We start from the raw sequence: 20306 nt of genomic DNA, 5'->3' as shown, positions 1-20306 counted from the left end.
TGCGACGAGGCTCGCCGGGGAGGCGAGTCGCCGAAGAGTAGCAGGCACACCGACCGCGTCCACCAGCCGTTTTCGGGGCCCCTGAGCGCCCGCTTCCGCTTCAGAGGCGGTGTGCCGCTCCGGTCGGGGTGGCGCCCCGCGTGTCCAGCAGCAGCTGCGCCTTCACGGACAACCCCTGGAGGTCGTACGTGCGGTGCTGTTGGAGCAGGATCGTCAGGTCCGCGTCGGCGGCGGCCTCGTAGAAGGAGTCCGCGCGGGGGACCGGGCGGTCCAGGACGTTCCAGGAGGGGACGTGCGGGTCGTGGTAGCTGACCGAGGCGCCGAGCTCCATCAGCCGTACCGCGATCTCGCGCGCGGGAGTGGCCTGTTGGTCGGCGAGGTCGGGCTTGTACGTCACGCCGAGGAGGAGGACGCGGGCGCCGCGCGCGGACTTGCCGTGCTCGTTGAGGAGGGTGGCGGCGCGCTGGACGACGTAACGCGGCATCTGGCTGTTGACCTGCTGGGCGAGTTCCACCATGCGCAGGCCGCGGCCGACGGGGGCGCTCGTCAGGTCCTGCGGGACCGAGTGGCCGCCGACGCCGGGGCCGGGGCGGAAGGCCTGGAAGCCGAACGGCTTGGTCTCCGCGCAGCGGACCACGTCCCACAGGTCGACGCCGAGGTCGTGGCAGAGGACGGCCATCTCGTTGACGAGGGCGATGTTGACGTGCCGGAAGTTCGTCTCCAGGAGCTGCACGGTCTCCGCCTCGCGCGGTCCACGCGCGCGTACCACCTTGTCGGTGAGGCGCGCGTAGAACGCCGCCGCGGACTCGGTGCAGGCCGGGGTCAGACCGCCGATCACCTTGGGGGTGTTGGCCGGGGTGAAGTCGCGGTTGCCCGGATCGACCCGGCTGGGCGAGTACGCGAGATGGAAGTCGCGGCCCGCGCGCAGGCGTGACCCCTGTTCGAGGAGCGGGCGCAGGAAGTCCTCGGTGGTGCCCGGCGGGACCGGCGACTCCAGGATGACCGTGGTGTGCGGGCGCAGGTGCGCGGCGAGGGTGCGGGCCGCGGACTCCACCTGGCTGAGGTCGAGGCCGCCGTCCGCGCCGCGCGGGGTGGGCGCGCAGATGACCGCCGTACGGACCCGGCCGAGCTCGGCGGGCGAGGTGGCCGGCCGGAAGCCCCCCGAGAGCATCCGGCGCAGTTCGGCGGGGCTGAGCGAGCCGGCCTCGGGGCCGGTGCGGTAACCGAGCGTGGGGATTCCGGCGGCCACGGCCGCCTGGGCGAGGGGCAGTCCGTAGGGGCCGAGTCCGATGACGGCGAGATCTGCGGGCATGGCGTTGGACCGTCCTTCCCAGAGCCGAGACAGCGCGGGTTAGTCGAAGGGGGACAGGTGCGCAAGTCCTGTGGACAGGATGGACGAGCGCAATGTCAGACTAGGAGTAAATATGACCGAAATACGGGATTGATTCCGTGTGTCTCCCGGCAGTTCCTGGAGCTTTGGCCTACGCATCGTGGAAGTTGTCCACAGGCTGGGGGCGACTGGTGGCTGAAGTCGGGCAAGCCGGTCAGAATTTGGGCATGGGGGATACGGACCGGGTCACTCCTCACGGGTGAGACCGGCGTGACCGACAGCGGGAGGCAGCGGTGAGGACAGCGACACTGGGGCCGGCGCAGCGAGCCGAGGCGCTCGCCGCCATGGCCGAGCGCGAGCTGGACCTGCTCGTGGTGGGCGGCGGTGTGGTCGGTGCCGGAACCGCCCTCGACGCGGTCACGCGCGGGCTGTCCGTCGGCCTGGTCGAGGCGCGTGACTGGGCGTCGGGCACCTCGAGCAGGTCCAGCAAGCTCATCCACGGCGGCCTGCGCTATCTGGAGATGCTCGACTTCGCGCTCGTCCGCGAGGCGCTGAAGGAGCGCGGCCTGCTGCTGGAGCGGCTCGCCCCGCACCTGGTGAAGCCGGTGCCCTTCCTCTATCCGCTCCAGCACAAGGGCTGGGAGCGGCTGTACGCCGGTTCGGGCGTCGCCCTCTACGACACGATGTCGATGGCGCGCGGGCACGGACGCGGCCTGCCGATGCACCGTCACCTGAGCCGCCGTCACGCCCTGCGGGTGGCTCCCGCGTTGAAGAAGGACGCCCTGGTCGGGGCGCTTCAGTACTACGACGCCCAGATGGACGACGCCCGCTTCGTCGCCACGCTCGTGCGCACGGCGGCGGCCTACGGCGCGACGGTCGCCAACCGCGCGCGCGTGACCGGGTTCCTGCGTGAGGGTGAACGGGTGGTCGGGGCGCGCGTGCAGGACGTCGAGGCGGGCGGGGAGTACGAGATCCGCGCCAAACAGGTCGTCAACGCGACGGGTGTGTGGACCGACGACACCCAGGCCATGGTGGGCGAGCGCGGCCAGTTCCACGTCCGCGCCTCCAAGGGCATCCACCTCGTGGTGCCCAAGGACCGCATCCACTCCACGTCCGGGCTGATCCTGCGCACCGAGAAGTCCGTGCTGTTCGTCATCCCGTGGGGCCGGCACTGGATCGTCGGCACCACCGACACCGACTGGGACCTCGACAAGGCGCACCCGGCCGCGTCCAGCGCGGACATCGACTATCTGCTGGAGCACGTGAACTCGGTGCTCGCGGTGCCGCTGACGCGGGACGACGTGCAGGGTGTCTACGCGGGGCTGAGGCCGCTGCTGGCCGGGGAGTCGGACGCCACGAGCAAGCTGTCCCGCGAGCACACCGTGGCGCATCCCGTGCCGGGGCTCGTGGTGGTGGCAGGCGGCAAGTACACGACGTACCGGGTCATGGCCAAGGACGCGGTGGACGAAGCGGTGCACGGGCTCGATCTGCGGGTCGCGGAATGCGTCACCGAGGACGTGCCGCTGCTCGGCGCCGAGGGGTACCGGGCGCTGTGGAACGCGCGAGCGCGGATCGCCGCGCGGACGGGGCTGCACGTGGTGCGGGTGGAGCATCTGCTGAACCGATTCGGCTCACTGGCCGAGGAGGTCCTGGAGCTCATCGCGCAGGACCCCTCGCTGGGCGAGCCGTTGCACGCGGCCGACGACTATCTGCGCGCCGAGGTCGTGTACGCCGCCTCGCACGAGGGGGCGCGGCATCTGGACGACGTGCTGACCCGGCGGACCCGCATCTCCATCGAGACCTTCGACCGGGGCACGCGGAGCGCACGCGAGGCCGCGGAGCTGATGGCGCCGGTGCTGGGCTGGGACAAGGACCAGATCGAGCGCGAGGTCGAGCACTACGAGAAGCGGGTGGAGGCCGAGCGGGAGTCGCAGCGCCAGCCGGACGATCTGACGGCGGACGCGGCGCGGTTGGGGGCGCCGGACATCGTGCCGTTGTAGTGCGGCTGCGGCTGCGGCTGCGGCTGCGGCTGTGGTGTGGGTGGTGTGCCTGCGGCTGTGGTGCGTGCGGTCGGTCCGCTCCGGTGAACGTCACTCGAACGGGTGTCGTGAGTCGGGATCTTCGTTCGGAACCCGGGCGTTCTACGAGGTGCGGGGGCAGAACTCGGCGGCGAGCAGGGCCGGTTCGAGGTCGGGGTCTGCGATCGCGGTCGTGTTCACGCGGAAGGTGAGGACGCGACGTCCGTCGACGGTGGCCGCGGTGCGCACGTAGCTGCCGGTGATACGGCCGTTGTGCCCCCACACCGTCGTGCCGCACGGCAGCTTCACCGGAAACAGCCCCATGCCGTACAGGCCGTGTGCGGCGCGGGTGTCGAGCATCTCGCGCAGCCAGCGCGGGGGCAGCAGCCGACCGCCCAGGAGCGCGCCGTAGAAGCGGTCCAGGTCGGCGAGCGTGGTCACCAGCTCGCCCGCGGCCCCGGCCACCCGCGGGTCGAGCTCGGTGACATCGGTGCCGTCGGTCGCGTGGGCGCGGCCGTGCGGGGAGGGGAGAGAAGCACGGGAACCAGGGAAGGAGGTGCCGGTCAGGCGCAGCGGAGTGAGGATGCGACGCTCGGCCTCGACGGCGTAGGAGCGGCCGGTGACCTGCTTGATCACCATGCCGAGGACGACGTAGTTGGTGTTCGAGTAGAGGTACCGGCCTCGGTCGGCCGGAGGGTGGGTGACGGCGAGGCGTACGGCCTGAAGAGGGGAGAGGGGGACCAGGCCACCGGTGTCGGCGGTGAAGTCGTAGAGGCCGCTGGTGTGGGTGAGCAGAGCGCGCAGGGTCAGCGTGCGGCCGTCGTTGCCGGCGCCGCGCACCAGGCCCGGCAGGTGCTGGTCGACGGTGTCGGACAGGGACAGCCGGTGTTCCGCGGCCAGTTGGAGGATCACGGTCGCGATGAAGGACTTCGTGATGCTGCCGGCGCGGAAGTGGTCGGCGCGGGCGATTCCGGACCCGGCCTCGGCGTAGTGCGTCTCCGTCTCCTCGTGGGCCAGCAGAGCGGCGGCCGGTGCTTCGCCCGTGGTGAGCAGCAGAGGGAGGACCGCGTCCGTCGGCGGTGTGGCGGGGGCGGAGGAGGCGGCCGGGGCCAGTGCGAGGAGCGCCAAGGACACAGGTACGGCCAGTAGTGTCCGAAACGGCGGCACGGCGGGTCCTCCTGTTCGGCGTGGTGGGCTCCTCCTGTGGCGCGGCCCATCATGCATGGTGGCTGAAACTCGCCGTCGGGTGGTGCCGGAAGTGTGGGCGCGGGGTGGGGGTCGGCGTGTCTTTGAGGTGTCTTTGGGGTGCCTTTGGGGCGCGTGACCGCCACGCGCTGTGAGGGGTCGGTCGCCCTGATGGTCGGCTTGTCGTCAGGGGCACCCTGGGCGTTGGGCACTTGTCGGGTGAGGGACAATGGAGGCTCTGTCAGGGCGGGTTGTATGAGGGGACGCATGTCGGAGGCGGAGCGGGCGGGGGCATCCCGTCAGGACAAGAGCGAACGTCTCCTCGCCGGGCGGTACCGGCTGGGAGCAGTGCTCGGCCGCGGCGGCATGGGCACGGTGTGGCGGGCCGAGGACGAGACCCTGGGCCGGATCGTCGCCGTGAAGGAACTGCGGTTCCCCTCCAACATCGACGAGGAGGAGAAGCGCCGGCTGATCACGCGCACGCTGCGGGAGGCCAAGGCGATCGCGCGGATCCGCAACAACAGCGCGGTGACGGTCTTCGACGTGGTCGACGAGGACGACCGGCCGTGGATCGTGATGGAGCTCGTCGAGGGCAAGTCGCTCGCCGAGGTCATCCGTGAGGACGGGCTGCTGGAGCCGAAGCGGGCGGCGGAGGTCGGGCTCGCGGTGCTCGACGTGCTGCGTTCGGCGCACCGCGAGGGAATCCTGCACCGGGACGTGAAGCCGTCCAACGTGCTGATCTCCGAGGACGGCCGGGTCGTGCTCACCGACTTCGGCATCGCGCAGGTCGAGGGCGACCCGTCCATCACCTCGACCGGCATGCTCGTCGGCGCGCCCTCCTACATCTCCCCGGAGCGTGCCCGTGGGCACAAGCCGGGGCCCGCGGCCGACCTGTGGTCGCTGGGCGGACTGCTGTACGCGTCGGTGGAGGGTGTGCCGCCGTACGACAAGGGGTCCGCGATCGCGACGCTCACCGCGGTGATGACCGAGCCGCTGGAGGAGCCGAAGAACGCGGGTCCGCTGAAGGACGTCATCTACGGGCTGCTCACCAAGGACCCCGAGAAGCGGCTCGACGACGCGGGTGCCCGCGTGATGCTCAACGCGGTGATCCACGCGCCCGAGCCGAAGCCGGACGAGCCCGCGCCGGCGCCGGACGCGACGAAGGTCGTACCGCTGCCTCCGCAGCCCGACCGGGGTGCCGGTGAGGGCGGGGAGCGGCTGCGGGGGGCGCTGCGTTCGGTGCGGAAGGCCGCGGTGGCGGCGGGGGCGGCCGGTACGGCGACGGCTTCTCGGGCCAAGTCCGGGGCGGGTAAGGGTGGTTCGGGGGGCGAGACGGCTTCCGGGGCTTCCGGTGTCGCTGGTGGGGTGGCTTCGGGCTCGGGTGCTGGCGCCGTCGGCTCTGGTTCGGGTGTTGCTGCGGGGTCCGGTTCGGTCGGTGTGAGTGGTTCCGGGGCGGCGGGCAACTCGGCCGGCGGTGGGCGGAGTTCGGGGTGGCCTGTGATGGCGCCGCCGGATCTGCCGCCGCGGCCGGTGCCGAGGGCGCCGCTCACCGATGTGGTGCCGCGGCGGACGTTGGTGATCATCGCGGTGGTCGTGGTGCTCGCCGTGGTCGCGGTCGTGCTGGCGCTCACGCTCGGCGGGGGCGACGACTCGTCCGACAACTCCGCGAGCGGCGGCGGCGGTGCCAAGGCCTCGGCCAGTGCGAGCGCGAGTGCCTCCACCAAGGAGGACAAGGGTGCCGGCGGCGACCGGACGGACGGTCAGGCGAGCCAGTCGGCGGAGGCCGGGGCCACGTCCGGGAGCACGCCGAGCAACAGTCCCACCGCGACCGGCGGCAGCGACGCGGGCGGTTCCGCCGGCGACGCCGGCACCGCGGTGAAGACGTACAAGGGCGGTCAGGGGTACTCGATCGGGCTGCCCAAGGGGTGGAAGTTCCAGTCCTCGGGTTCGGCGGGGGACCGGTTCACCGGCCCCGACGGGCAGAAGCTGCTGGTCGCCTGGACGTCGACGCCGAAGGACGACCCGGTGGCGGACTGGCGGAGCCAGGAGCAGTACATGGCGCGCTCCCAGTACGACCGGATCCGAATAGCGAAGGTGGACTACCGCGGCTGGCTCGCTGCCGACTGGGAGTTCACCTACAGCGAGGGCGGCACGAAGTACCGGACCATCGACCGGGGTTTCGTCGTCAACGACCATCTCGGATATGCGCTGATGTACACGGCGAAAGCCGCCAATTGGGGCAGCGAGCTGCGCAAGGACACCTGGCAGACGCTCGCGAAGACGTTCGTACCGAAATCGTGAAGTGACCGTGCGGTGACCGGTCCCGGGTTTCGGACATGAGATCTGGCATCCCCTCTTTGCGGGTTGCCTCCGGCACGTATCGTGAGTGCTTGCGGACCGTACGCATCCAGGTATGGGTGCGGAACGGCACGCGGGGCGAACGGAATTGACCGACCGGGCTGCCGGGGGAGGCAACGTGGACGACTATGCGGGACGGGTACTCGCCGACCGCTACCGCCTGCCGCTGCCCCCCTCCGACGAGTACGAACTCACCGAGACCCGGGCCTTCGACACCTACAGCGGACAGGAAGTCCTGGTCAGGCAGGTGCCGTTGCCCGAGGTCGTCGAGGCGGAGGTGCTCGACGCCGAGGGGCTGCCCGACGGTTTCACGGCAAGGGACCCGCGGGACCGGGGAGTTCGACGGGGCGGTGCCGCGGCGCGGACCAGCACCCGCCGGCCCACCGATCCGGCCGTGCGGCGCGCGGTCGAGGCCGCGCAGGCCGCCGCGCAGATACCCGACCATCCGCGGCTCGACCAGGTCTTCGACGTGTTCGCCGAGGGCGGGTCGCTGTGGATAGTGAGCGAGTTGGTGGCCGCGCGGCCGCTCGCGGCGCTGCTCGCGGAGAAGCCGCTGACGCCGTACCGGGCGGCCGAGGTCGCCTCCGACGTGCTGATGGCCCTGCGGGTGCTGCACGCGCATGGCTGGGTGCACCGGAACATCACCGCCCGCACGGTGCTCGTCTGCGACGACGGCCGCGTGATGCTGACCGGCTTGGCGGTCGGCGCGGCGGAGGAGGCGCTGTGCGGGTACGACCCGGTGCCGGCTCCGGAGAGTGACGGGGGCGGCGGGGTCGGGGGTGCGGGAGGTGCGCCAGGGCCTGGCGGCGGGCGGGGGCCTGGGGCGCAGGGTGCGTCTGGTGTGCCGGGGACTTTCAGCGGGCCAGGCACCGTCAGCGGAGGTCCTGGTGTCGGTGGCGTCTCCGGGCCCGCCGGACCCGCGAGTTCCATGGACCCCGAGGCCGCGCGGCGGGCCGCCATCGAGGCTCGGGAGGCCGGTGGGCTGCCGGGGCTGGGCGGTGACACTGCGAACGGTGCCGGTGGGTCGGGTGCGGTCGCGCGCAGGGCCGTGGAGACGACCGGCGGGGATGTCCGGGCCGCGCGGGCCGGGGCGATCGCCGCGTATCGCGCGGGCGCCCGGGCCGCCGCCCGCGTCCAGGAGGCCCAGCAGAACGGCCACGCCGCCCTGCCGGGAGCCCGTCCGGCGTCGGGGGAGGGCCCCGCGACCGGTGGCGACGGCAACGGCCGGCCGACATCGCCGTACGGCCCCGGCAGCGGCGCCCAGGTCGCGCCCGGTTCACCGCACCCCGGTGAGGCGGGGTGGGCCGTGCCCGCCGCCGGGCCCCTGGGCGGCACCGTAGCGCCCGGTCGGGACGAGCACCGCAGGACTGGTTCCACCCCTCCGGGACAGATCGCCGACCCCTACGGCGTCCGGACCGACTCCTGGCCAGGGGCCGCTCCCGGTGGAGCCGGCGGCAGGGCGTTGCCGGGCGGGTCAGAAGGCCGTACGGCCGCACTGCCCCCGGCCGGGACCGTGCCGTCCGTGCCCAACCCGGCGCCTGCCCCCAGCCGTTGGGACGAGCTGGCCGCCGCCGCGCCCGCGCCCCGCGGCCCCGCCACCGCGCTCGCCGCCGAGCGGGCGCGGCAGGCAAGGATGGCCGTCGTCGGGCCGGTGACCGAGCGGTGGGCGCCCGAGCAGGCCGGGCCGGTGCACGAGAACTGGCAGCTGGCCGCGCCGATCGGCCCCGCGACCGACCTGTGGGCGCTCGGCGCGCTGCTGTTCCGGGCCGTGCAGGGGCATGCGCCGTACCCGGAGGAGTCGACCGCGGAGCTGGTGCAGATGGTGTGCGCCGAGCCGCCGGCCTTCGCCGAGGAGTGCGGGCCGCTGCGGCCGGTCGTGGAGTCGCTGCTGCGCCAGGACCCCACCGAACGGCTGGACTTCGAGGAGCTGCGGGGCTGGCTGCGCTCGCTCGTGCGGTCCGCGCCGGAACCGGAGGCGGGGGCGTACGTCGTCGCCGCGCCGCCCGTCGAGGGCAACCGGCTGCCCATCGTGCGACGGCGGGGCGAGCTGGTGCGCAGGCGGCGCGCCGGACTGCCCGCGACCAGCGCGCACGGACGGCACAAACGGGCCAAGGCCGACCGGCACGAGGAACATTCCCCGCGCAGGCTCGGCCGCACGCTGCTGCTGCTCGTGCTGCTGCTGATGGCGGGGGCGATCGCGTACGCCATGCTGTTCATGCCGAAGGCCGACTCGACGGACGGCGCGGGCGGGACGGGCTCGACCGACCGGACCGGTGCCGCGGGTGAGGTGAGCGAGGCGCCGAAGCAGACCGCCAGCAGTGAGCCACGGCCCGAGCAGACCACGCCCAAGGCGGACGGCAGCAGTGGCTCGGCCGAACCGCAGTCCAATGATCCCGACGTCGCCGACGGCTTCACCCTGCGCTCGGACGCCGCCGGCTTCCGCGTCGCCGTGGCCGACGGCTGGGACCGCACGCCGGAGAACGGCCGCGGTCAGGTGGTGTACTCGCACGGAGACTTCGACCTGATCCTCGTACCCGGACGGGACAGCGCGGACGAGTACGGCGAGGACCCCATGGCGTACCAGCGGGAGGACGAGCCCGAGCTACAGCCGTACCGCGACTCCAGCTGGGCCAGCGCCTCCGGGCTGAAGACGATCTCGGTGGGCGGGCGGACCATGGCCGAGGGGCAGTTCACCTGGACCGACAGCGCGGGGCGCGAGCTGTTCGTGCGGAATCTCGCGATCCTCGTCGGCGGGAAGTACCACGTGGTGCAGGTGCGCGGTCCGGAGGCGGAGCGGGACGAGGTCACACGGCTGTTCGAGCAGGCGTCGGCGACGTACCAGGTGACTGGCTGAGCGCGTTCGGTGACGGTTGCTTCCGGCTGGTGAAAGCGACAACTGTCACAGTGCCGTCTCCTTGGTACCCCCGTGGTTCCCTGCGTACGGGCCGGTCCTTACGCTGACCCTGTCAAGACCATTGCGGGGCAACGTGAATCAGATGCAGGGCCTGCTCATCGCGGGCCGCTACCGGCTTGCCGACACCATCGGCAGCGGCGGCATGGGCCGCGTGTGGCGGGCCCATGACGAAGTGCTGCACCGGGCTGTCGCCATCAAAGAGCTGACCGCTGCCCTGTATGTCTCCGAGAGCGACCAGGAGCGGCTGCTCCACCGCACGCGCGCCGAGGCCCGTGCGGCGGCCCGGATCAACCACTCGGCCGTCGTCACCGTGCATGACGTCCTCGATCACGACGCCCGTCCGTGGATCGTGATGGAGCTGGTCGAGGGCCGTTCGCTGGCGGACGCGGTCAAGCAGGACGGGCGCATCGAGCCCGCTGAGGCCGCCCGCATCGGCCTGTGGGTGCTGCGCGCGCTGCGCGCCGCGCACGACGCCGGGGTCCTGCACCGCGACGTGAAGCCGGGCAACGTCCTGCTCTCCCACGACCGGCGGGTGCTGCTCACCGACTTCGGCATCGCCCAGATCGAGGGCGATACGACGATCACCCGCACCGGCGAGGTCGTCGGTTCCGTGGACTACCTCGCCCCGGAGCGGGTCCGCGGCCACGACCCGGGCCCGGCGTCCGACCTGTGGGCGCTGGGGGCGACGCTGTACACGGCGGTCGAGGGCAGGTCTCCCTTCCGCCGCACCTCCCCGCTCGGCACCATGCAGGCGGTCGTCGAGGAGGAACCGGCCGAACCGGCGCACGCGGGTGCGCTGGGGCCCGTCCTCGCCGCCCTGCTCCGCAAGGAACCGGCCGAACGGCCCAGCGCCGCCGAGGCCGAGCAGATGCTCGCCGAGGTGGCGGAGGGGCGGCGGGCGAGTGCGGCGCAGGCGTATGTGCCGACGGGGCCCGTGCGGTACGCGTCGGAGATGGGCACCGCCGGTACCGGAACTCGTGCCGTGCCGACGGCCGCCGCCACGCCGTATCCGCCGGTGACGAACCGAGTCCCGGCCGCACCCGTCCCGCGCAAGCGTCACCGGCTGCGTACGTTCGCCCTGGTCGTGGCGCTCGCGGCGATCGTCGGCGGAGGTGGTGCGGTCGCGTTGCAGCAGTGGAACTCGGGCAGCTCCTCCTCGTCGAGTGAGACGCCGTCGCCGACTCCGACCCCTTCCCCGACGAAGGGCGCGCAGGGGGCGATTCCCGCCGGTTGGGTGGAGTACGACGATCCCCTGGGCTTCAGTCTGTACCTGCCCAAAGGCTGGGACCGGACGGTCTCCATCGAGGAGAAGGACGGTCTGGCGCAGGTCGACTACTCGCCTGACGACGGCAGGACCCTCGTGCGCGTCGCCGTCGACACGGCGCCGGACTACACCGATTCATATCCCCACATGCGTGAGTTGGAGACGAGTAACCAAAGGCGGCTCAAGGACTTCACGACGCTGAGCATGAGGCAGGAGATCTACCGCGACCAGCCGAGTGTCCGCTGGGAGTACACCTGGACACAGCTGGCGAAGGACTCGTCCTTCGCCGGGCCGTACCGCGCACTGGACGTGGCGTACATGACGCCTGACGGTGTCGAGTACGCCCTGTACACCGCCTCGCCGGCCAGCGATTGGGGCGCCACGAGCAAGCGGTTCACCACCGTGCTGCGAAGCTGGCAGCCCAACCCCTCCTGACCCGCTCCAACTCGTGCAAACAGTTTGAAACTGTGCTGCAGGGATGGCGAGAAGGAGGATTCAGTCAGTAACCGTTCCTTGACTCCGCCCGACTCGACGGACGATTTCGGCGAAACTCGGTACGAGAACTTCGCCGAACAGGCTGACAAGGCGTCCTGGCTTGCTGTGTGGTGCTCAGGCCCAGTCGGTGCAGAAGCGATTGTCGACTATCGTGTCACCTTCCATGACTGCCACACGCACCCCGACAAAGCGGAGCATGCCGTTGCTGTCGGATGCGTAGGTAGTAAAGGAGAGTTTCGATCCATTGCCGTCATATTCGTGACGCCAAGGCCACTTGACCTCTACGGGGCTGCTGCCGTCGGTGGAGACAAGCCGAATGGCCACATGGTGGCCGTCGGCAGCGGTGTCCTTGACCCAGCCGCTTATGTCCACGTGGTTGTTTGACCAGTTGGTGAAGGTCATGCTCCCCGAGGCGCCGTTTGTAGAGCATGCGGCGCCGCCGCTCGCCGCACTGGCATTGGTCACTGTGGTCGTGGCAAATATGGCCACCGCCGCGACACTCGTGACGGAAAGGCGCTTCAATGTGTTTCCCATGCGTGGACGGTAAGGCTTTCATGATTCACGCGACAGCGTGATTCCAGTCACCCGTTTTTCCCGGTATCGGGTGTATGTCGCGGCGATTTGCAACGCTTTGCATCTAGTCGGGAACCGGGGATGACTGAAAATAGACACTCTTGGACGTGAGTGAGCTGGAGCTAGGCGTGGCGCTGGACCCCGTGAGGGCAATTCCAACTTGTCCGGTCAGCGCCCCGGAAGGTGTTCGTCCGGCGGGGCATCATGGGGCTCATGGGGACCCAGGGGGACAACTTCCGTGTCGTAGCGGGGCGTTATCGCCTGGAGGCGCGGCTCGGGCGTGGTGGGATGGGAGTTGTCTGGCGGGCCACCGATCAGCTGCTCGGGCGGCGTGTCGCGGTCAAGGAGCTGGCCCTCGACGAGACGTTGTCCGAGGGTGAGGCCCGCCGTTGGCGCGATCGGACCCTGCGGGAGGCCCGGGCGGTCGCGCAGCTCCGGCATCCGCACATCATCGTCGTGCATGACGTCGTCGAGGACGACGAACGGCCGTATCTGGTGATGGAGTTGATCGACGGCGGGTCCCTCGCCGACCGGATCGCCGCGCGCGGCCCCGTCGACGCCGCCGAGGCCGCGCGGATCGGCGTCGCCCTGCTCGGCGCGTTGCGGGCGGCGCACGCGGCCGGGGTGCTGCACCGGGACATCAAACCGGCGAACGTGCTGATCGCCGACGACGGCCGGGTCGTGCTCACCGACTTCGGCGTGGCCCGGGTCGCCGGCGCCACCACCCTCACCGACCTCGACTCCTTCGTCGGCTCGCCCGAGTACACCGCGCCGGAGCGGATGTCCGGGCTCACCACCGGCCCCGCGTCCGACCTGTGGTCGCTGGGCGCGCTGCTGTGCACGGCCGTCAGCGGTGAATCGCCGTTCCGGCGCGACTCGTTGGGCGGAGTGCTGCATGCGGTGGTCGCCGGCGAGATCCGGCTGCCCGCGCAGGCCGCGCCGCTGCTTCCCGTCGTACGGGGGCTGCTGGAGCGGGACCCGGGGCGACGGCTGGACGGGGAGTCGGCGGAGCGGATGCTGCGGGCCTTTCTGGAGACGGGGCACATGCCGAGCGTCGAGCGGCGTTCGTTGCGGGGTGCGCTGACGGCGGTGCTGCGGGCGCGTCGACGTCCATGACGGGGATTGGTCACGGCTCTGTGACCGGAAAGCGTTCAGGCTGGATACCGCGGCGCTTGGCGCGATATGGATGGACCCATGAGCAGCAACGGGGGAGCCCCTTACGGGTCCGACGAGCCAACGAGTTTCGGTCTGCAACCGCCGAACCCGCCCGCGGCGGTGCCGCACCCCGACAATCCGTACGCGGCACCCACCCAGGTCGTGCCGCAACAGACGGCGCCTCAACAGGACCCCGGCGCGGGGCGGTTGATCGCGGGCCGGTACCGCTTGCTGGCCAAGCTCGGGCACGGGGGCATGGGGACGGTGTGGCGGGCCAAGGACGAGACGGTGGACCGTGAGGTCGCCGTCAAGGAGCCGCGCGTTCCCGACCACCTTCCCGAGCGCGAACGCGCCAACGCCTTCGAACGGATGCGGCGCGAGGCGCGGGCCGCGGCCCGCCTCGATCACCCTGCGGTCGTGAACGTGCACGACGTCGCGGTCGTCGACGGCCAGCCGTGGATCGTCATGGAGCTGGTGCAGGGGCGTTCGCTGGGCGACGCGTTGCAGGAGGGCACCCTCGGGGCGCGGGAAGCGGCGAGAATCGGCCTGGAGGTGCTGGCCGCGCTGGAGGCCGCGCACGCGGCGGGCATCCTGCACCGCGACGTCAAGCCGGACAACGTGCTGCTCGGCCGCCACGACCGCGTCGTCCTCACCGACTTCGGCATCGCCCAGATCGAGGGCGAGACGAGCCTGACCGACACCGGCGGCTTCGTCGGCTCACCCGAATACATCGCGCCGGAACGGGTGTTGGGGCAGCGCCCGGGCCCGGCGTCCGACCTGTGGTCCCTGGGCGTCGTGCTGTACGCGGCCACGGAGGGCGTCTCGCCGTTCCGCCGCAGCAACACGCCGGCCACCCTCCAGTCCGTCCTCAACGCCACACCCGCAGCACCGGCTTCCGCGTCCGGTCCGCTGGCCGAGGTCATCACGGGGCTCCTCCAGAAGGAGCCGACCCGCCGCCCGAACGCCGCCCAGGTACGGACCCAGCTGGAGAAGGCCGCCGCCCCACCGGCTCCGGCGCCGACGCAGGTCGTGCAGCTGGCAGAAGGTTCCCCGAAGGGCGTCCGGCTGGGCCGCAAGACGCTGATCGGGCTCGGCGCGGCGGTCGTCGCGGCGGCGGTGGCGGCGTATCTGGTGATCGCGGACCCGTTCGCGGGGCCGTTGCCGGACGGCTGGAAGACGGTGCACGAGAAGGACGTCGCGGCGTCGCTGGCCGTGCCGAGCGAGTACGTGCGCGGCCTTCCCGACCGCAAGACGGACGAAGGGCACTGGGTCACGTACACCGATGCGAGCGGCAGCATCTGGATCGGTCTGCGACTGGACAAGAAGGCCGAGGACACCGCCGACGACATCGCGGCCAACGCTGCCGCCGAGATGTACGACGACAACAAGCAGTTCGAGGACAGCGGCAGTTACGGCCTGGAGATGCCCGAGAACCCGGACACCGAGCCGGACGACGAGGCCACCTACCAGGGCAGGCAGGCTGCCCAGAACACCATCACCTACGACACCGACGACACCCAGAACCCCCGCCCCCGCGAGATGCAGATCTTCTACTACAAGACCTCCAAGGGCGACATGTACAAGCTCACCATCAGTTACCCCGGGAAGGGCGATTTCACCGCCCGAGGCCAGGAGGTGGCGAAGACCGCCATCGCCAACCTGGATGTCGACGTGCTCTGAATTCCGTGTCCCCGGCGGACCGCCGCCCCGCGTCGACAACCCCCCATCCCACACGGTACTGATGGGGACATGAGCAACGACGGGGGCGGTACCAGCCCCAAGGGGCGACTCATAGGCGGGCGTTACCGGCTTGTCGAGCGTATTGGGTCGGGCGGGATGGGTACCGTCTGGCGGGCGGTCGATGAGCTGGTCGGTCGGGAAGTCGCCGTCAAGCAGCCTAGGTTGCCCGGTGATCCGGAGGACGAGGTTCATCAGCGGGCCTCGCATCGGTTGTACCGCGAGGCCCGTGCCGCCGCACGGGTCGATCATCCCGCCGCCGTGTCCATCCATGACGTCGTCGTGGAGGACGGACTGCCCTGGATCGTCATGGAGTTGGTCCGGGGCGAGTCCCTCGACGAGCTGCTCCGGCGTGGGCCCGTCGCCGCGGGCGAGGCTGCCCGGATCGGTCTCGCCGTCCTCGGCGCGCTGCGCTCCGCGCACTCCGTCGGCATCGTCCACCGGGACGTGAAACCCGCCAACGTCCTCCTCGGCACCCACGGCCGCGTCGTCCTCACCGACTTCGGCATCGCCCATGTCCAGGGCGAGGAATCCCTCACCGTCAGCGGCGAGTTCGTCGGCTCGCTCGACTTCGTCGCGCCCGAGCGGATGTCCGGGAAGGGGGCGGGGCCGGCCTCCGATCTGTGGTCCCTGGGTGTGTTGTTGTACGCCGCCGTCGAAGGGGAGCCGCCCTTCCGGCGTACGACGGTGGAGTCGACCCTCGCCGCGGTCCTCTCCCACGACCCGCCCGAGCCGGGGCGTGCCGGACCTCTCGGCCCGCTCATCACCGGGCTGTTGGCCAAGGACCCCGACGCGCGACCGGACGCCGAGGAGGCCACCAAGGTCCTGGAGGCGGCGGCGGACGGCCGACCGGTGCCGACGCTCGCGGAGACGCCGCCGGTCGTCCAGAAGCCTGACGGAATAGCGGAGTTGGGGGAGGACTCCGGCACCGTACGCCTGAAGAAATCCGAGACGGACGCTTCCGCCGAACCGCAGCGGCCCGATGCTCCCGTTGCACCGCAGCAGCCCCACACCCCTCTCGTACCGCCGCCCGACACCACCGTCGTCCCGGCCCCGAAGGCGATGACGAAGGCGAAGTCGAAGACGCGGCTTCTCCGACGCCCCCTCCCCGCCGCCCTGCTCGGCGCCGCTCTCGCCGGTGCGGTGTGGCTCGGCGCGTCCTATGTGTTCGCCGAACCTGAGCCCGCGCCCACCGGTGTCGCCGAGCCCCAGGACAGTTCCGGCCCGGCCGCCACCGCCACGGACGTCGCCGACGAGCCGTGGGGGAGGACCCGGGAGAAGGACATGGGGGCCGTCCTCTACGTCCCGAGCCGTTACGAGGAGTACCACCGGCAGGGCGACGCCACCGACCAGCCGCGGATGGTGATCTACGCGGATGACGCCGTCCAGCTGCGGCTCACCGAGTGGGACCGGGCGCCCGCCACCCCGATGGGCCGGGCGAAGCAGCAGGCGGACGAGTGGGCGAGGATCGGCGACGCGGACACCCAGTTCACGGAGACCAGCCTTCAGGGCCGGGCCGCCGTGGTCGCCGACACCACCTACGACGCCGAGGAGGGCCGCCCGACCCGGGTCATGCAGCTCGTCGTCGCCACCGACGACGGCCGGATGTACGAGCTGCGCGTCGACATGCCCAAGGGCACCCCCGACGAGAAGGAGGGAACCTCGGTGTTCAAGGCGGCCCGTGACCGGCTCGAGATCGGGAAACCGGCGTCCTGAGGTGATCGTCCTCGCACAACGCCCTGATCAGCGCGTTTGCAGCCAGTGATCGCTGGCACCGTGTGTGCAGTCGGTGAATCCCTGTTACCGCCGGGTACCCAAAGTCCCCGGCCCGGCATACCCTGCGCGTCATGACGGACTCGCAGGCCCCGGAACTGACCGGCACCAACCCCCTCGCCCCCGCCCCGGAGGGCGCCCGTACCGCCGCCGACGTGGTCACCCCGGAGCTGGTCGCGCAGCTCACCAAGGGCGTGGTCGGCTCCGGTCGTACCGCCAACCACACGCCGTTCACCGGCGAGAAGCTGGCCGACCTGCCCGAGTCGACGCCCGAGGACGTGGCGAAGGCCTTCGAGGCGGCCCGCGCGGCGCAGGCGGTGTGGGCGCAGACGCCCGTACGGCAGCGCGCGGCCGTGCTGCTCCGCTTCCACGACCTGGTGCTCGAACGCCAGGCCGAGGTGCTCGACCTCATCCAGCTGGAGACCGGCAAGGCCCGGCTGCACGCCCACGAGGAGGTGCAGGCCGTCGCGGTCGCGGCCCGGCACTACGGCCGCAAAGCCCCCTCCTATCTGAAGCCGAAGCGGCACGCGGGCGCCATGCCCACCCTCACGCGCGTCACCGAGCTCCGTCATCCGCGCGGTGTCGTCGGCCAGATCGCCCCCTGGAACTACCCGCTGGAGCTGTCGGTCGGCGACGCGCTCCCGGCGTTCGTCGCGGGCAACGCGGTCGTCATGAAGCCGGACACCGAGACCTGCCTGACCGCCCTGTGGGCGCGCGACCTGCTCGTCGAGGCGGGCCTGCCGGCCGACGTCTTCCAGGTCGTCCTCGGCGAGGGCCCCGTCGTGGGCCCCGAGGTCGTCCGGCACGCCGACTACGTCTCCTTCACCGGCTCCACCCGCACAGGGCGTGAGGTCGCCCAAGGGGCGGCGGCCCGCCTGGTCGGCGTCTCCCTCGAACTCGGCGGCAAGAACGCCATGTTGGTCCTGGAGGACGCGGACATCGAGAAGGCCGCGGCCGGCGCCGTCCGCGCCTGCTTCTCCTCCGCGGGCCAACTCTGCATCTCCATCGAGCGGTTGTACGTCCACGAGTCGATCGCCGACGCCTTCCTGGAGCGCTTCGCCGCCCGCACGAAGGCCATGCGGCTCGGCAAGTCCCTCGCCTACGGCGCCGACATGGGCTCCCTGGTGGGGGAGCGGCAGCTGGAGACCGTCACCCGGCACGTGGAGGAGGCCGTCGCCAAGGGTGCCAAGGTCGTCGCCGGTGGTGTCGCCCGCCCGGACATCGGCCCGTACTTCTTCGAGCCGACCATCCTCGACGGCGTGACCGAGCCGATGGCGATCTGCACCGAGGAGACCTTCGGCCCGGTGGTGTCGATCTACCGCTTCAAGAACGAGGAGGAGGCCATCACACAGGCCAACTCCACCTCGTACGGCCTGAATTCCTCGGTCTGGACGAAGGACGGCAAGCGCGGCCGCGAGGTCGCCGCCCGCCTGCGCACCGGCACGGTCAACGTCAACGAGGGCTACGCGCCCGCCTACGGCAGCGTCCAGTCCCCGATGGGCGGCATGAAGGACTCCGGCCTCGGCCGCCGCCACGGCTCCGAGGGCATCCTCAAGTACACCGAGGCCCAGACGGTCGCCCAGCAGCGACTGCTGCCGATGGCACCGTCGCTGGGGATGGACGACGAGAAGTACGCCCAGTTCATGAGCCGCAGCCTCCGGCTGATGAAGGCGTTCCGGTTCCGGTAGGGAGAGCACACGTGCCACAGGACGACTACGACTACGACGTCATCGTCGTGGGTTCCGGATTCGGCGGTTCGGTCAGCGCCCTCCGCCTCACCGAGAAGGGCTATCGCGTGGGCGTCCTGGAGGCGGGCCGCCGCTTCACCAGGGAGACCCTCCCCAGGAACTCCTGGGACATCAAGAACTACCTCTGGGCCCCCAAGCTCGGCATGTACGGTCTCCAGCGCATCCATCTGCTGGGCAACGTCATGGTGTTGGCGGGCGCCGGGGTCGGCGGCGGCTCCCTCAACTACGCCAACACCCTCTACGTACCGCCGAAGCCGTTCTTCGAGGACCCGCAGTGGCGTGACATCACGGACTGGGAGGAGGAGTTGAAGCCGTACTACGACCAGGCGCAGCGCATGCTCGGCGTACGGCTCAACCCGACGATGACCCCGTCCGACGTCCATCTGAAGGCGGCGGCCCAGCGGATGGGCGTCGGCGACACCTTCCACATGGCCCCGGTCGGCGTCTTCTTCGGGGACGGCAAGGACGCCGACGGGTCGGTGAAGGCGAAGGCCGGCGAGCAGGTCGACGACCCCTACTTCGGGGGCGCGGGTCCGGCCCGCAAGGCCTGTACCGAGTGCGGCGAGTGCATGACCGGCTGCCGCCACGGCGCGAAGAACACCCTCAACGAGAACTACCTCCACCTCGCGGAGAAGGCGGGCGCGGTCGTGCACCCCATGACGACGGTCGTCTCCGTCACGGACGACTCGCAGGGCGGCTACGCCATCGCCACCCTCCCGACCGACCGGAAACGCAAGGGTGAGGGCCGGACGTTCAAGGCCCGCCGGGTCGTCATCGCCGCCGGCACCTACGGCACCCAGACGCTGCTGCACCGCATGAAGGCGGGCGGTCAACTGCCGTACATCTCAAGCAAACTGGGCGAACTGACCCGGACCAACTCCGAGGCGCTGGTCGGCGCGCAGACCGACAACCGGCGCTACCGGAAGGCAACGGGCTCGGCCCAGGCCGACTTCACCCAGGGCGTCGCCATCACCTCGTCCATCCACCCGGACGAGAACACCCACATCGAGCCGGTCCGCTACGGCAAGGGCTCCAACTCGATGGGCGGCCTGTCGATCCTCCAAGTGCCGTACGCGGAGGGCTCGTCGAGGGTCGCGGGCTGGCTGGCGAACGCGGCCCGGCATCCCCTGCTCGTCCTGCGGTCCCTCTCCAACCGCCGCTGGTCGGAGCGGACCATCATCGGCCTGGTCATGCAGTCGCTGGACAACTCCCTGACGACGTACCTGAAGCCGGACGGGGTGGGCAAGGGGCTGCTGACGGCCCGGCAGGGCCATGGCGCCCCCAACCCCAAGCAGATCAGGGCCGCTTCGGAGGCCGCGTCCGCGATCGCGGCGGAGATCAACGGCTTCGCCGGTTCGAACGTCGGCGAGCTGATGGGCACGCCGCTCACGGCCCACTTCCTGGGCGGCTGCCCGATCGGGGCGAGCCCGGAGGACGGGGTCATCGACCCGTACCACCGGCTCTACGGCCACCCCGGCATCTCGGTCGTCGACGGCGCCGCGGTCTCCGCCAACCTGGGCGTGAACCCGTCGCTGACGATCACCGCGCAGGCCGAGCGGGCGATGTCGTACTGGCCCAACAACGGCGAGGCCGACCCGCGTCCGGCACAGGGGGCGGCGTACGAGCGTCTGAAGCCGGTCGAGCCGCAGTCACCGGCGGTCCCGGCGGACGCGTTCGGCGCGCTGCGGCTGCCGTTCCTGGGGATGCCGGCGGTGCCGCCGAAGGCCTGACCCAGACAGCGAGAAGGACCTGCATC

Annotated in this window: 11 protein-coding genes and 1 pseudogene; 9 read left to right on the top strand and 3 right to left on the bottom strand. The window is 71.3% G+C overall.

Annotated elements, in window-relative coordinates:
• Positions 1-100: 100 nt before the first annotated feature.
• Positions 101-1312: a nucleotide sugar dehydrogenase gene (locus tag IQ210_RS26005; RefSeq protein WP_194081520.1), complete on the bottom strand. Its 1212-nt coding sequence runs from the start codon at positions 1310-1312 to the stop codon at positions 101-103.
• A gap of 311 nt (positions 1313-1623) precedes the next feature.
• On the opposite strand from IQ210_RS26005, the gene IQ210_RS26000 reads away from it, so the two are divergent.
• The gene (locus IQ210_RS26000; protein WP_194081519.1) at positions 1624-3330 is read left to right on the top strand and encodes a glycerol-3-phosphate dehydrogenase/oxidase; all 1707 of its coding nucleotides are present in this window, start codon (positions 1624-1626) and stop codon (positions 3328-3330) included.
• Positions 3331-3471: 141 nt separating this feature from the next.
• Here IQ210_RS26000 and IQ210_RS25995 read toward each other — a convergent pair whose 3' ends face one another.
• A complete protein-coding gene (locus IQ210_RS25995; protein WP_194081518.1) occupies positions 3472-4515 on the bottom strand; it encodes a serine hydrolase domain-containing protein in 1044 nt (347 codons plus the stop codon).
• 285 nt (positions 4516-4800) lie between these two features.
• On the opposite strand from IQ210_RS25995, the gene IQ210_RS25990 reads away from it, so the two are divergent.
• The 3 genes from IQ210_RS25990 to IQ210_RS25980 all read left to right on the top strand — a co-directional run bounded on the left by IQ210_RS25990 (position 4801) and on the right by IQ210_RS25980 (position 11504).
• On the top strand, positions 4801-6834 hold the full coding sequence (locus IQ210_RS25990; RefSeq protein ID WP_194081517.1) for a serine/threonine-protein kinase: 2034 nt from the start codon (positions 4801-4803) through the stop codon (positions 6832-6834).
• Between the two features lie 175 nt (positions 6835-7009).
• Positions 7010-9745, top strand: coding sequence for a protein kinase (locus IQ210_RS25985; RefSeq protein WP_194081516.1), 2736 nt, complete (start codon positions 7010-7012; stop codon positions 9743-9745).
• A 142-nt stretch (positions 9746-9887) separates the two neighbouring features.
• Positions 9888-11504: a serine/threonine-protein kinase gene (locus IQ210_RS25980; RefSeq protein WP_194081515.1), complete on the top strand. Its 1617-nt coding sequence runs from the start codon at positions 9888-9890 to the stop codon at positions 11502-11504.
• A 174-nt stretch (positions 11505-11678) separates the two neighbouring features.
• Here IQ210_RS25980 and IQ210_RS25975 read toward each other — a convergent pair whose 3' ends face one another.
• Positions 11679-12098, bottom strand: a complete 420-nt coding sequence (locus IQ210_RS25975; protein WP_194081514.1) for a hypothetical protein — start codon at positions 12096-12098, stop codon at positions 11679-11681.
• A 252-nt stretch (positions 12099-12350) separates the two neighbouring features.
• On the opposite strand from IQ210_RS25975, the pseudogene IQ210_RS25970 reads away from it, so the two are divergent.
• From IQ210_RS25970 to IQ210_RS25950, 5 genes and pseudogenes are all read left to right on the top strand, one after another.
• A pseudogene (locus tag IQ210_RS25970) lies at positions 12351-13190 on the top strand (serine/threonine-protein kinase); the annotation flags it as partial.
• A 141-nt stretch (positions 13191-13331) separates the two neighbouring features.
• On the top strand, positions 13332-14972 hold the full coding sequence (locus IQ210_RS25965) for a serine/threonine-protein kinase (RefSeq protein ID WP_194081513.1): 1641 nt from the start codon (positions 13332-13334) through the stop codon (positions 14970-14972).
• A 69-nt stretch (positions 14973-15041) separates the two neighbouring features.
• Positions 15042-16745: a serine/threonine-protein kinase gene (locus IQ210_RS25960; protein ID WP_194081512.1), complete on the top strand. Its 1704-nt coding sequence runs from the start codon at positions 15042-15044 to the stop codon at positions 16743-16745.
• A gap of 131 nt (positions 16746-16876) precedes the next feature.
• The gene (locus IQ210_RS25955; RefSeq protein ID WP_194081511.1) at positions 16877-18490 is read left to right on the top strand and encodes a succinic semialdehyde dehydrogenase; all 1614 of its coding nucleotides are present in this window, start codon (positions 16877-16879) and stop codon (positions 18488-18490) included.
• A gap of 11 nt (positions 18491-18501) precedes the next feature.
• Positions 18502-20280, top strand: a complete 1779-nt coding sequence (locus IQ210_RS25950) for a GMC oxidoreductase (RefSeq protein WP_194081510.1) — start codon at positions 18502-18504, stop codon at positions 20278-20280.
• Positions 20281-20306: the final 26 nt, after the last annotated feature.

The sequence above is a fragment of the Streptomyces justiciae genome, assembly GCF_015163075.1.
Classification (GTDB): Bacteria; Actinomycetota; Actinomycetes; order Streptomycetales; family Streptomycetaceae; genus Streptomyces; species Streptomyces justiciae.
The sequence above is the reverse complement of the archived record's forward strand: the minus strand, read 5'-3'. Positions and strand labels throughout refer to the sequence as shown.